The organism is Cohnella soli (genome assembly GCF_042655525.1).
GTDB lineage: Bacteria > Bacillota > Bacilli > Paenibacillales > Paenibacillaceae > Cohnella > Cohnella soli.
The window spans coordinates 633,177-647,505 of record NZ_JBHSMI010000067.1 but is presented as its reverse complement, the minus strand read 5'-3'; the positions used below and the strand labels follow the sequence as shown (position 1 = coordinate 647,505).

Genomic DNA, 14,329 nt, shown 5'->3' with positions numbered 1-14,329 from the left:
GCAGATTCATTTAATATAAAATTAATCGCAGCGTTAGAAGACGGTAATTTCTTTTCGATACGATGGGACGATCAGGACATCCTGTGAGATGATGGGGGAATATGCGATGCCGATACGCCGGAGAATGCTGTTGTCTTATACGCTGATGATGCTCGCTTCGGTACTATGTATCGTCGGCTTAGGTTTGACGGTCGCGATCGCGATTACCGGCGACTGGACGGGAGTGCGCGATCTATTCGATCGCCAGTACGCTTTAAAGCCAGTGACGGCACAAGAGCAGGATGCGTTCGACGAAGCGCGCTATTACGCGAAGAAGACGCCAGACAGCATGCTGGACACGAAATTGCTCGCCACGTTGGATGACAAGCTGCCTTCCGTCAAAGCCGGACTGATCGTCCGCAAAGGAGAGCAAGCGATCTACGCGACGCCGAGCCTTGGGTTGAAACTAGATGACATTCGGCTTCCGCCGTATGAGATGGTCAACATTAACGTGCGGGGAACATGGGCGAACGACGGCCAGAAACATTCTTATGTGAAGTTCGATTTTCGTTACTCGGACGGCGATTCGGGGAGTTTGTACATTGTCAAAAAAATCAGTCCTTACGGGGAAATGACGAGTCGGTGGTTCCCGGTACTGATCGGATTACTGCTTCTGCTGCCCTTTGTCGTGAACGGGCTGCTCAATTATTTTATGACGCGAAGTATCGTTAATCCGCTTAAGGAGCTTAAGCTGGCGGCCGACCGTATCCGGGAAGGAGAGCTGGGGTTCGAGGTTCTAACTCGTTCACAGGATGAGATTGGGGAACTGTTTCGCTCGTTCGAAGATATGAGGCGCAGGCTGGAGGAGTCTGTGCAGGTGCGCCTGCAGGATGAGGAGAACCGCAAGGAGCTGCTGGCCAATATCTCGCACGACTTGAAAACGCCGATTACGACGATTAAAGGGTATGTGGAAGGCATTCGGGACGGCGTCGCCGGCACGCCGGACAAGCTCGACCGCTATCTGTCGACGATCTATGCGAAAGCGATCGGGATGGATAAGCTGATCGATGAACTGTTTTTGTTTTCCAAGCTCGATATGGGCAAAGTGCCGTTTCATTTCGAGAAAGCCGACATCGGCCGTTATGCGGCGGACTGGGCTGAGGAACTCGCGCTCGACTGTGCGGGGAAGGGCATTGCAGTCGAATATGAGGACGAGCTGCCGGAGACGACTTTCGTTAAGCTCGACCGGGAGAAGCTGAAGCGTGCGCTCTTTAACATTACGGATAACAGCGCGAAATATGCGGACAAGCAGAATAAACAGATCGTTATTCGGTTATCCGCACATGGGGATGAGGCGCTAATCGCGATTACCGATAACGGTCCGGGTATTAAGCCCGAGGCGCTTCCCCATCTGTTCGAGCGGTTCTATCGAGCGGAAAACTCGCGTAATTCCGGCACGGGAGGCAGCGGACTCGGACTTGCCATCGCGAAGCAGATTGCGGAGGAGCATGGCGGGAACATCGCGGCGAGCAGTGTCCCGGGAGAAGGGACGAAGGTGACGATTGCCTTGAAAAAATGGAGCGGGGACAGGGGGAACGAACGATGAAAAAGGTGTTGATTATCGAAGACGAGGCGAGTATCGCGGAGCTGCAGAGGGATTATCTGGAGATCAATGGCTACTCGGCGGATATCGAAGGCGATGGAGAAGCGGGCATTCGCAAGGCGCTGCAGGGCGGTTACGATATGATCGTGCTTGACGTCATGCTGCCGAACGCCGATGGCTTCGAAGCTTGCCGGAGAATTCGGGCGAAGCTCGACATTCCGATTCTGTTCGTGTCCGCCAAGAAGGAAGAAGTGGATAAAATCCGTGCGCTCGGCCTTGGGGCGGACGACTACATGATCAAGCCGTTCAGTCCGGGCGAGATGGTCGCGCGGGTGAAAGCGCACTTGTCGAGGTATGAGCGTCTGCGGGGAGGCGATCTCGAGACGAAACGCGACGAAATTACAGTACGCGGGCTCAAAATCGACCGAACAGCCAGGCGCGTGTTCGTGAACGGAGCGGAAATCTCGGTAACGGCGAAGGAGTTTGATTTGCTTGCCTTCCTCGCGGAACATCCAAACCGGGTGTTCAGCAAGGAGCACCTGTTCGAGCAATTGTGGGGACTGGACGCGGCGGGTGATCTGTCGACGGTAACCGTGCACGTCCGCAAGCTCAGGGAAAAGATCGAGACCGATCCTTCCGATCCTCAATATATCGAGACGGTCTGGGGCGCGGGTTATCGTTTTGCCATGTGAGTTCATCAAATGGTATTCGGGATTTAAGAAATTGATAATCTCTCGTTTAGAGGGGGTTTAGAAGAGGCGTTTAAGATAGGTTTCAGGAACAAGAAACCACTTCATAACGCACCCCCAAAGGAGAGATTGATTCATGAAAAGTAATAGAACGATAGCGGCTACGGCTGCAGTTGCAACGTTGGCATCCGCTTTTACCGGACAGGCTTTCGCAGCGACTGAAAGCGCGGCGACAACTTCGGCGCAGGACGCGATGGCGCAGCTCGCCGAACAGGGCGTACTGAAAGGCGATGGCACGCAAGCCGGGCTTATGCCTGAACGGATCGCGACCCGCGCCGAACTGGCGAAGATCGCACAGCTTGCTTTTAAGTTGGAAGCCCAGACAACCCGCTCCTTCGAAGACGTCCCAGCAGGCGCATGGTACGCGCAACCTGTTGGCGCACTCGGCGCGCTTGGTATCATGAACGGCACGAGCGCGACGAAGTTCAGCCCGACGGCGCCCGTCACGCAAGCGCAGCTTGCGCTTGTCGTCTCTCGCTCAGCCAAGTTGGACATGGCTAACGTGACATCGTGGCTGCCAGGATACACCCCATTAAGCCCGGTCACTCGAGCTCAAGTCGCCCAAGTCGTCATCGCGGCGCAGCAAGCGGTAGCGGAAGCTCCGGCCAGAGTGCTGAGCGTGAAGGCATTAAATAAAGTTACTGTAGAAGTCGTCTTGTCCAAGGCGATCGCCGACGAAGAAGCGAATCTCGATATGGCGATGAAGGATTTGACGTTCGATAACGGTTTGACTATCGTGAACGTGCCGCGGCTGAAGAGCGGTTCGAAGTCCTCTTACATCGTGCCAGTAACGACGCAGCGTCCAGGATCGACCTATACTTTCTCCTTCAAGGGCAAACAAGCAGGCTCGTTCGCTTCCAGTCAGGAAGACATTCGGATGGCGGGCACGCGCTCGGTCTCTTCTGACACGTTCGAAGTCGAATCGTTCCGCGCCGACGGCGTGACCGATTACGGCTACGTGATCCAGGCTTACGCGGGTGAACGCGGTGCGCTTGCATTTGCTCTTGACGAGAACAATGCATTCGAAGGCCGCTCGTTCCAAATTATTTCTTCGCTGCGCAGCCGCACGGCAACCATTACGCCGGAAGGCGGACAGCCGATTGTTGCTGCCTACGTACCATTCACGCAGTCGACGGACGGCAGACAAGCGGCGAAATTCCGGCTCCCGGCAGGTCAGAAGCTGCAATCGGGCACGAAATATACCGTTAGTGCAGATTGGTTCACGGTGAAGGATCCGACATTCGTAGCCCAAGCAGCCGAACCGCTCACGATCGCTTCCGCGAAGCGTACGGGCGAAACGACGATTGAAGTGTCGTTGGCAGTAGATCCGGGCGATGAAATGCTCGCCGGAAGAAGCGTGAAGCTCGTCGCCGCAGACGGATCGGAATTGACGGCGACATACCGGTTCTCTTCCCGCAAAGGCATCGTCGGCATCTTCGACGTCCAAGGCGGCAAGCTGCAAGCCGGCGCTTACACCGTTGTACCGGTAGGTGATTGGGCGAAAATTTCCGCACCTGTCGTTCTCGGATCTTAAATGAAACCTCAAGAAGAATAAAAACTGCCCCGCAAGGCAAAGCTATCCGGTAGCGTCAGTTACGGCGCTGCCGGTTTTGCTTGCAAAAGGGGTTGTGCGAATGACGTAAGGAATAAACGGTACATGATTGCTTTTTACAACGGAGTCTGGTATAGTCAATACTATCGAAATCGTGACCTGCATTCACAAAATGGAAGGGTTATGCTTTTGGAGTACTTAACCCTAACTTTTTGTGATTTTTTTATTCTTACCGAATAAAAACATGTTCATGAGGCAACGGATGTTGGAGGTGAAATACATGCAAACAGGAACAGTAAAATGGTTCAACGCTGATAAAGGCTTCGGCTTCATCGAAGTTGAAGGCGGCAACGACGTATTCGTGCACTTCAGCGCGATCGTAGGCGACGGCTTCAAAACGCTGGACGAAGGTCAACGCGTTGAGTTCAACGTCGTTCAAGGCAACCGCGGACCGCAAGCCGAGAACGTTGTTAAACTGTAATATCGTCGACTGACGAAAGAACGCACTCTCTGAGCAATCAGGGGGTGCGTTTTTTTTTCTACGACGGCACAATCGACAAACAAAAGTCCGATTTGCAGCGAAATAGCGCTATGGCACAGTCTTATTCGTCCCGAAATGGCTGCGGCAGCGAGAATAAGATGGTGGTATAACGTTATTGGTATTCCACAGGACCCATATTAGGGTTTTTGTATGGAATAACTTTACGCCGTATCCTTATTTGTTCTTCAACAGGCGCCGGAGCAGTTGATAGGGTGAGCCTGTAACGCAATTCTCTCCCGCGGGGGCTTTCGCTTGTTTGTGAATTGTGCCGTCGTAGTTTTTTTTGTTCCAACGCCCCGTGAAAAAATTGCTCAGCCAATCAAATTATGTTGCTTGCCCCGGTACGCGTCACTTCTATAAGATAAAGCCGGAAAATCACGAGCACGCTGAAGTGCCGCGAAAGGGTGAGCAGAAAATGACACAACTAGAATTGCGATTTGCAGGCGTATTGGACGAAGTACGAAGAGGTATTGAGCTTGTATGCTCCGAGATCGGCGTCAAAGTGTCTGATTCCGGCATGGAGGTCGAGTTGATACGATCCTCCACAAACTCTGACTTGATCGTGGAATATGACGGTGTTCAGGCGATGATTTCGTATGCCAGTCCCCATCATTTGTACAGGGCAATCGGGCTTCTCGCGGAAGCGATGAAGACGGGGGAGCGGTTCGAGCTTAGTGAACAACCGCAGTTCGATACCGTTGGCTTTATGCTGGATTGTTCGAGGAATGCCGTTCCTACCGTGGGCAGCGTTAAAGAACTGTTGCGCCGTATGGCCGTAATGGGCATGAACATGGTTATGCTTTACACCGAAGATACTTATGCAGTCGAGAAGGAGCCTTATTTCGGCTACATGCGAGGAAGATATTCGTCGGAGGAACTTAAAGAGCTGGATACATATGCAGCTAGCCTCGGTATTGAGATGGTTCCATGTATTCAGACGCTGGCACATCTGGATACTTTCCTAAAATGGGAGTCCGCCTCCCGGCTAAGGGACAGCCAGGACGTACTGCTTGTCGGGAACGATGCGACTTATGAATTTATTGATCGGCTAGTGAGCGAAGCTTCCCGTACGTTCCGCAGTCGCAGAATTCATATCGGGATGGACGAGGCCGGCAATCTGGGGCGGGGGCGCTCTCTGGATCTGAACGGGTACAAGGAACCGGCAGCGCTTATGGATGCGCACTTGGCCAAGGTTGCGGAGATCGTTGAATCGTATGGCTTGCAGCCGATGATTTGGAGCGATATGTATTTCCGCAACGCGTCAGCCACGCATGATTATTACGATACGGAGGTCAGCTTCGACGCAAGGGATGCGGCGCGTGTTCCTTCCGGAACGCAGTTGGTCTATTGGGACTACTATCACTATGAGCAGAAAGTATACGAATCGATGATCTCCAAGCATCGCCAATTGGGGACGACGCCCCTATTCGCCGGCGGCATATGGACCTGGCTCGGGATGTGCACGCACTACGAGCGGACTTTCAAGTGCACGAACGCTGCCTTGCAAGCATGCAAACAAGAAGGCGTGCGGGAAGTTTTCGCGACCGCATGGGGAGATAACGGCGCGGAAAACAATTTGTGGACAGTGCTCCCCGGGCTGCAATTATTTGCCGAGCACGCATATGCGAAGCAGTGGGATGAAGCGAAGTACAGAAGCAGAACGGCATTGTGCACCGGCATTCCGTATGAGGATTTCGCGACGATCGAACGGTTGGACGACGTGCCCGGATTGCTCACCAAACAAAGAGACATCTCCAATACCTCTAAATACTTGCTCTGGCAAGATGTGCTGCTAGGCTTATTCGACAAGCATATCGAAGGGCTGGATGTTTCAACGCACTACCGTAACCTGAAGGAGCGGTATACAGAGCTGGCAGCGAACGGCCCGCAAGCGAAACGGATTTTCGAGGTTCCGGCCCGAATAAGCGCAGTGTTGAGCAGCAAAGCGGATCTAGGCATACGCCTCAAGAAGCTGTACGATGCTGGGAACAGACCAGCTTTGGAGACGATGGCGAGGACCGAATTGCCGACATTGTTGCTTCAAATCGACGAATTGCGAATCGCGCATCGTCAGCAATGGATGAGTACGAACAAACCCTTCGGCTGGGAGGTTCTAGATCTTCGCTACGGAGGCTTGACGGCGAGGATCAAGACAGCGAAGGATCGAATAGAAGATTTTCTATCGGAAAAAATCGCGCATATTGAAGAACTGGAGGAGGAACGGTTATTTTTCGACGATCGGGAGCACAGCGGCACACAGACGGATTATTATACGACCTATCATCTGATCGCCAGCCCTAACAAAGTGACCTGACAAGCCCGCCAATACGGCGTTCAAAAATTGCGAAGCCGCACAAATTATGTTTCTTGCTCAATTCTGAAAGGCGCCTGTATGATTAAGCATGCGGAACGGGCCCGGAATTGCCGCAGTCGCTTGGTAAAGGGGGAAGAGCATTATCGCGAGCAGGAAATCAAACAAAAATTCGCCTTTTCACTTTCGCGAGAATGTACAGCTTTACTTGATCATGCTTCCTGTTTTATTGCACATCTTTATTTTTTGTTACATTCCGATGTACGGAGTTGTAATCGCTTTCCAAGATTACTATCCGGGCAAATCTTTTCTTGCGTTTGACGGGAGCGTTCACTGGGTTGGATTTCAGCATTTTGTCGATTTCTTTAACGGACCGTATTTTTCAAGACTGATGCGCAACACGTTTATGCTCAGCTTTTACTTTTTCGTATTCGGATTTTGGGTGCCGATCTTGTTTTCGCTGCTGATGAATGAACTGAAAAATGGTTTGTTCAAAAAGTACGTGCAGACGGCAAGCTATTTGCCCCATTTTATTTCGAATGTCGTCGTAGCGGGCATGATCCTGTCCTTTATCGGTTCGGACGGAGTCGTGAATGCCATCATTAAGCTGTTCGGTGGAACGCCGATTTCTTTTACAACGGAACCTCGCTACTTTCCGGCGCTTTATACGATTACGAGCATTTGGAAGTCATTCGGCTGGAGCAGCATCCTGTACTTGTCGGCGATGTCGTCAATCGATCCGGCTTTGTATGAAGCGGCCAAGATGGATGGGGCGAATCGGTTCAAGCAAATGGTCCATATTACGCTGCCATCGATTCGACCGACGATATTTATCCTTCTCATCTTCGCGATCGGCAACCTGCTTTCGGCGAACAGCGAATTTATTTTGCTGATTTATAATCCTGCGCTGTACGAGACAGCGGACGTCATCGGCACTTATTTGTATCGCGACGGCTTGCTTGGCGGCAATTTCAGCTCGGGCACGGCAGTTGGCCTGCTCATCTCGATCATTAATTTTACGCTGCTCTATATGGCGAACAGGCTGAGCCGTAAATACTCAGATTATGCTTTGTGGTAAGGAGGAGCACGATGTCCGTCGTGGTCAACAATCGGATCAGACAGGGCTCGACCGCAGTAGATATCATCCTGTATGCGATTGCGCTCGTGATTTGCCTGGCGACGCTTTATCCGTTTTATCTGGTTATCATCATGTCGATCAGTTCCCCGATGGAAGTGGCCGCGATGAACGTTTTCTGGTACCCGAAAGGGTTCTTCCTTAAATCGTATGAACTGATCGTCAGAGACTCCAAAATGTGGTGGGCGTATTCCAATACGATCATCTATGTCGTCAGCGGAATGCTCTTAAACTGCCTGATGTCCATATTGGGCGCCTACCCGCTTACCGTACGCAAGTTGAAGGGGCGCAAATGGGTGATCGCTTTCCTGCTGATCCCCATGTATTTCGGCGGCGGGATCATCCCAAGCTACTTGTTAGTCAATAAGCTGGGACTGTACAACACGATGTTCGCGGTGATCATTCCCGGCGCGGTCAGCATTTGGAACATCATTTTGGTCCGGACCTACTTTGCGACGATACCGGAAGCGATCAAGGAATCGGCGAGCGTGGACGGCGCATCGCATTGGCAGCTGCTATTCCGTATCATCGTTCCCGTGTCGAAGCCGATTCTGGCCGTTATTGCGATCTATACGGTTGTCGGCATATGGAACAGTTGGTTCGATGCTCTCGTTTATTTGCCGAACGAGAAGCTGCACCCGCTGCAAATGTATTTATACCGCGTCGTTGTCCAACAAACCGTAGATTTGAAAGCGTTAACGATGGAAGATGCCAAAGATGCGGCGTATGCCATGCTGACGAATATTCAGTTGAAATACGCGATCATTGTGTTTACGACATTGCCTGTTATTTTTACGTACCCTTTCTTTCAAAAATATTTCATTAAGGGAGCGCTCCTTGGTTCATTGAAAGAATAGCGGCCCTATTATGAGGAGGAAAACGATATGAATTGGAAAAAACCAGCACTATTCTCTTTGGCTACCGTTGTCTTACTGGCTGGCGTTACGGCTTGCAGCAACAACAAAAACGACGCAAAGCCGGAGGAGAACGCGGATTCCAGCCAAGGCTCCCCTTCGTCATCGCAGCAGGTAAGCGAGGTTAAACTGCTCGGTCCTTCCAACGGGAACAAATACATCAAATTCGAAGAGCGAGACAAGTATCCAGTGTGGAAGGAGCTCGACAAGCTCTTCAGCGGCGCGGGGCTTCAGCTGGATTACGAGTTCGTCCCGCGGGAGCAATATGACACCGTAATCAAGACGCGCATGGCGGCAGGAAGCAGCCTTCCCGATATCGTGAACATTTCCGCTCTTGACAATACAACCGTGTTGAATTTGGCCAAGCAAGGCGTCCTGCTGGATCTGAATCCTCTGATTGAAAAATACAGCAACGGCAATATTCAAGAAATGTATAGCAAGGAGTTCGCTTTTGCCAAGCAAGCGACGACCACATCTGATGGAAAAATGTACTGGTTCAGCAATCTGCACAAAAAAACGTATCAGGAAAAAGATCCTGCTCCTGTCGCTTTGACGATGATGCTGCGTAAAGACTGGCTCGACAAGCTGAGCCTGCCAGCGCCGACGACGGCCGAGGAGTATTTCCAAACGTTGAAGAAGATGAAGGATTCGGACGTCAACGGCAACGGCCAGAAGGACGAAGTGCTCGTGTATAATCCGGCAAACTTCGCTAGCCCAATTGCCCAGTGGTTCGGACTTGGCACGGATATTACGGCGGTCGATGTAGAAAATCAAAAGATTGTTTCCCCTTGGTACCAGGAAGGAATTAAAGATTACTTCCGTTATTTGCAGCGGCTTGCGAAGGAAGGGCTTCTCGACACGAGCCTGATCGGCGCAAAGGATGAGCAGATCCAGCAAAAAATGACGGAAAACAAAGTCGCTTCCGTAAAAAGCTATAATATGGAGAGCTGGCTGGAGCCGACGATCAATGGAGGCGGCGAATATCAACCGTTGATGCCCCTTAAGGCTGTCGATAACATTACGCCTGCCGCCCAACTGGAGCCGCCGTTCCTCGTATGGTCGAAGTATGCGATTACGAAAGACGCCAAAAATGTCGAAGCGGCGATCAAGTTTTTCGATGTTGTCTATTCGCGACAATATGCGGATCTGATGCTATGGGGTATAGAAGGTCAGACATATAAAACAGAAGCAAACGGCGTCAAAGTGAACATGCTTAGTGGTATTACGGATGAAGAATTGGCCAAAACGGGGAAAGTGTCGGGGGGGAAGCTGGCCGGGGACACGGTCTTCCCGCGCGTGCAATTCGCCAACTTGGAAACGGAGCTGGCTTCCGCTCCGAAGTATAAGGCAGATCATGAGTTGAACATGTTGACATACAAGCCGTATTTCGTCAACATGAATGATGTTTATCTGGCGATTCCGGATGAGAAGGAACTGGAGACCAAAACGAAAATTTTGACGAATCTGAACACGTACTCCGCCGAGCTCGCCACGAAGCTGGCATTAGGGCAGAAGTCGCTCGACAATTGGGATCAATACATCTCGGAGTTGAAAAAGCTTGGTCTCGACCAGCTCATTGAGATCGATCAGCAATTGCTTGACCGCTATAACAGCATCAAGTAAAAGAACATTCAGACATCAAGGTGAAGGAAGGTGCGAACTTGCGAAACAGAAGCTTCTCCAGCAGTACGTTTCGAAAAACGTTTCTTTCCTACACCGCCATCCTGCTCATCCCGATCATCGTGTTCAGCGTATTGAACATGTATCGGAACGTGATGGAGCAGAAACGAGAGCTGCATGAGAAGCATGCGGTGGACGCGAAGCGAATTGCGGATAGCGTAGATAACAAATTAAACGAGTTGAAAAACTTCGGCAAAGCGCTCGGCGAGGAATCATGGGTCGTTAAGCTGATGGCGAATTCGAATGTGTACGATCAAGAGTTCGACTTGACACGAAAGCTGGAAATTCGGAACAGCTTTCAGAACACGATCGACGGACTGAACATTCTTTCGTTCGGCGTTGTCATTTACCCGGAGAAGAAGCTTGTTTTTTCGCCGTGGGGCGAATACGCCGTAGATGACTTCATGTTGTCGGTCGCTGAGTTCGATGAGAAGACGAGACTGCAATTCGCCGAAGCATTGCGGGATTACGCTTATTTTACAATCATGCAGCCGGTCAATATGAAGTTATGGGATGACCAGAAACGGGTCATCCCCGTTCTTCAAAGCCTGGAGGTCGTCAACAACCCGCGCGCTGTGCTGCTGTTATTTATCGACCAGTCTTATTTCACTAATTATTTGAAGCGATCCGGCGGCAGCGACTACAGTGAAATCGTCATTTCCGATCAAGAAAAGCCCATCTATCGCCTGATGCAACCTGCGGCTGGCAACAGTCAAGAAGCAGATGCAACCTATGGAATCGATGTTCCGTCTCGGGCCAGCAATTGGCAGTATACGGTGACCTACCCGGTGAATACGCTGCTCGACATGCAAAATCTGCTCGGCCCGTTGCTTGTTATTCTCATCTCCGTTCCGCTCGGCGCCGTCGCGGCGTTCTTGCTGGCGAAGATCAGCTATCGGCCGCTTGCGGCTCTGCTGCGTAAGTTATCTGTCGCTGTACGAAATGACGATACGGGATCGGAGTACAATCTGATCGAGAAATCTTTCGATCGCTTGATGACGGAGAACGATAGGCTTCAGCAGGCCGTTCAGGACTACGAAAGCGCGGCGAAGTCGAATCTGCTTCTGCGCTTGTTGAAGGGTTATTTTACGGACGAGCAGCACTGGAATGAATTGAACAAATTCCGACTAGGCTACACGGACGAGATGTTTTACTGCGCGATGGTTATCAGCTTTCACGCCAATCACGCCAGGGATGACGCGGACACGATGCGGAAGAGCGAGATCGCGACGATCATGGCGGCGGATAGCGTGATGACCCGGCACAAGCTTCGTTACGAACTGTTTGAGGTGACGAACGCGGACAAGGCATTGATTATCTCTTCCAATCAGCCTTTCGGCGGCGATGGCGCGATGGCGCATATCGCTTCCGAGATGGTCGTACAAATCATGGAAGCCTGCGGCTTCCAGCCGGACGTTTTCCACGGGGCGGTCGAATCGGGACTAGTCGGCATCAGCAAGTCCTATTATGCAGCTAACGAAAGCTTGCAGGTTGCGCTGTTCGCACGCAGTCATCTCCACGATAAGGAAGCCTATCTTCCGGATGTGGAATATTACTACCCGACCGATTGGGAAGTGCAGATGATTAACAACCTGAAAGTCGGCAATCTGGACACGCTGACGCATATTTTGGATGAGATCGGGGTAGAAAATCGGAAGCGGCAGCTTCCCGAGGCAAGTATGGCGAAGCTGATCACCTTGCTTATGGAAACGATGCTGAGGGTGCTTCGCGAGCTGAATATCGACGCGGGTATTTATGCCAAACAGTTCGAGAATAGGCGCAAAGCCGAAAATGTGGATGCGATGTGGGGTTACATGGCTGAAGTGGGGATGCTTATTTGCGAGCGGGTTCGTTACTCCAACACGCCTTTGACGATGGAGGCCGGCGGAAAGCTGCTACAGTATGTAAACGACAACTATACGGCTTCGGACGTATCGCTGAAGAAACTCGCGGAGCTGTTTCAAATGTCGGTTTCGGGCGTTTCCAAGCTGTTTAAAGAAGTGACCGGCATTAACTTTTACGATTATTTATGCAGGCTGCGGATGGAAACCGCAAAGGAACTGTTGCGCGACAAGAACAGCGTCGACGATGTTGCGCACCGTGTCGGTTACGAAAATGTGTATTCGTTCAAACGGGCTTTCGTCCGCTACGAAGGGATCAAGCCCGACGAATACGCGCAGCTGCCCCTTTAACTACCCGAATGAAAAGAAGCTTCTCACTGGACAGAGATCCAGTGGGAAGTTTTTTTTTTTTTCATCATTCGGTAACAATCGGACGCTTCTTTAGCTCTTTATAGCTATCCCGTTCCGTTTCGATGCTCTGCTAACATGGACAATAACGTTCGAAGCAAAGGAGCATGAAGCTGGTGATCCGGAATAAAAGTGTAGCCGCATCGATGATCGCCCTATCTGTTGCCGTATGGTTGACGACAGGTTGTGCGCAAGGCGATTCCGCTAATAAAAATGAAGTACAGGAGATTATTCAAGTCCAGATCAGTTCGATTCCGGAGAAGCCGCTGCCTGGGCAACCTGTCCGAATCGAAGCGAGAATCACGCAAGCAGGCGAACCGGTTGACGATGCCAAGAAAGTTGAATTTGAAATATGGCAAAGGGGGCAGAAAAATCATGACACCGTGAAAGGCGAGCATCGAACCGACGGCGTATACGACATGGAGCAGACGTTCGAAGCGGCCGGCATTTATTACGTGATTGCGCATTGTTCCGGGAGAAACATGCACAATATGCCGCGCAAGCAGCTTATCGTCGGCAACGTTTCTGCCGCAGAGATTGCCGAAGCTGCCGCCAGGCCGGACAAAAGCACGTACAAGCATTGATTCGGTACTACATTTATTCGGAAAAGGCGGGATTTTGATATGAAATTATCCATTGTCGCATTCATGCTCATCAATATGTTGTTGCTCTCCGCTTGCGGAAGTAACTCCGGCTCGGGCAAACAGTCGGACCCTGCCGCTTCAAGCGCCGCCGTGTCCGCACCCGAATCGGATTCGCCGGAAGCGATGGCACTGTACAAAAGCAATTGCATCGCTTGCCATGCCGCCGATCTGGGCGGAAGGGTCGGACCGAATCTTCAAACGATCGGAGCCAAACGCTCGAAGGAAGAGCTGGCGGAGACGATCGGCGGCGGAAGGCGGGGGATGCCGGCATTCAAGAAGAAGTTATCGCAGAACGAAATCGACCAAATCGCCGGATGGCTGGCTGCCAAAAAATAAGATAGGGGGGGGGGCATTGCTTTGATGAAGTTAAGACAGTTGCTCTTGACGGCCTTGTTGCTGGCGTGCGCATTGGCGATTGCGGCGTGCGGCAATAACAAGCCGAACGATCTGAACTATAAACTCGAACCTTTCACGTATACGGATCAGTCTGGCAAACCTTTCGCGTTATCCGATCTGAGCGGCAAAGTGTGGGTGTCCGACTTTATTTTCACCCAATGCACGACCGTGTGCCCAATGCTAACCGCCAATATGGCGAAGCTGCAGCAACAATTGCAGGAAGCGGATGTTCAGGCCGAACTTGTATCGTTCTCCGTCGATCCCAAGAACGATACGCCGGAAGGCATGAAGGCGTATTTTGGCAAGTTCAGCGAGGACGACGTCAACTGGCACGGCCTAACGGGATATTCATTCGAAGAGATCCGGCGCTTTTCTCGAACGAACTATAAGGTAGCCGTTGAGAAAGATGCGTCTTCCGATCAAGTGATCCACGGCACATCGTTTTATTTGGTTGATCAGACAGGCACCGTTGTCGCTAGCTATGATGGGCAAGATCCGCCTTACAAGCAGATCGTCAAAGATGTGAAATCACTGTTGAAATAAGCTGAAAAAGGGGTATCGTCTGCGCCATCAAGC

12 protein-coding genes are annotated in these 14,329 nt (G+C 51.4%); all 12 read left to right on the top strand.

Going from position 1 to position 14,329, the window contains the following annotated elements:
* The first annotated feature begins 106 nt into the window (after positions 1-106).
* The gene (locus ACFPOF_RS32225; RefSeq protein WP_378140066.1) at positions 107-1,585 is read left to right on the top strand and encodes a sensor histidine kinase; all 1,479 of its coding nucleotides are present in this window, start codon (positions 107-109) and stop codon (positions 1,583-1,585) included.
* Complete coding sequence (locus ACFPOF_RS32220) at positions 1,582-2,274, top strand: response regulator transcription factor (protein WP_378140064.1); 693 nt, start codon at positions 1,582-1,584, stop codon at positions 2,272-2,274. The genes ACFPOF_RS32225 and ACFPOF_RS32220 overlap by 4 nt, the downstream gene beginning before the upstream one ends.
* A 133-nt stretch (positions 2,275-2,407) precedes the next feature.
* Positions 2,408-3,865: an S-layer homology domain-containing protein gene (locus ACFPOF_RS32215; RefSeq protein ID WP_378140062.1), complete on the top strand. Its 1,458-nt coding sequence runs from the start codon at positions 2,408-2,410 to the stop codon at positions 3,863-3,865.
* Between the two features lie 298 nt (positions 3,866-4,163).
* On the top strand, positions 4,164-4,364 hold the full coding sequence (locus ACFPOF_RS32210; protein ID WP_378140060.1) for a cold-shock protein: 201 nt from the start codon (positions 4,164-4,166) through the stop codon (positions 4,362-4,364).
* A gap of 475 nt (positions 4,365-4,839) precedes the next feature.
* Positions 4,840-6,738, top strand: a complete 1,899-nt coding sequence (locus ACFPOF_RS32205; RefSeq protein ID WP_378140058.1) for a family 20 glycosylhydrolase — start codon at positions 4,840-4,842, stop codon at positions 6,736-6,738.
* Between the two features lie 256 nt (positions 6,739-6,994).
* Entirely contained in the window at positions 6,995-7,813 is an 819-nt protein-coding gene (locus ACFPOF_RS32200) for an ABC transporter permease (RefSeq protein ID WP_378140056.1), read from the top strand.
* 11 nt (positions 7,814-7,824) lie between these two features.
* A complete protein-coding gene (locus ACFPOF_RS32195) occupies positions 7,825-8,727 on the top strand; it encodes a carbohydrate ABC transporter permease (protein WP_378140054.1) in 903 nt (300 codons plus the stop codon).
* Between the two features lie 27 nt (positions 8,728-8,754).
* A complete protein-coding gene (locus ACFPOF_RS32190; protein WP_378140052.1) occupies positions 8,755-10,407 on the top strand; it encodes an extracellular solute-binding protein in 1,653 nt (550 codons plus the stop codon).
* A 38-nt stretch (positions 10,408-10,445) separates the two neighbouring features.
* The gene (locus ACFPOF_RS32185; RefSeq protein WP_378140050.1) at positions 10,446-12,656 is read left to right on the top strand and encodes a helix-turn-helix transcriptional regulator; all 2,211 of its coding nucleotides are present in this window, start codon (positions 10,446-10,448) and stop codon (positions 12,654-12,656) included.
* A 173-nt stretch (positions 12,657-12,829) separates the two neighbouring features.
* The gene (locus ACFPOF_RS32180) at positions 12,830-13,297 is read left to right on the top strand and encodes a FixH family protein (protein WP_378140049.1); all 468 of its coding nucleotides are present in this window, start codon (positions 12,830-12,832) and stop codon (positions 13,295-13,297) included.
* A 39-nt stretch (positions 13,298-13,336) separates the two neighbouring features.
* Positions 13,337-13,693 (top strand): c-type cytochrome, encoded by a 357-nt coding sequence (locus ACFPOF_RS32175; RefSeq protein WP_378140047.1) that lies wholly within the window; start codon positions 13,337-13,339, stop codon positions 13,691-13,693.
* 24 nt (positions 13,694-13,717) lie between these two features.
* Positions 13,718-14,296 (top strand): SCO family protein, encoded by a 579-nt coding sequence (locus ACFPOF_RS32170; RefSeq protein WP_378140471.1) that lies wholly within the window; start codon positions 13,718-13,720, stop codon positions 14,294-14,296.
* Positions 14,297-14,329: the final 33 nt, after the last annotated feature.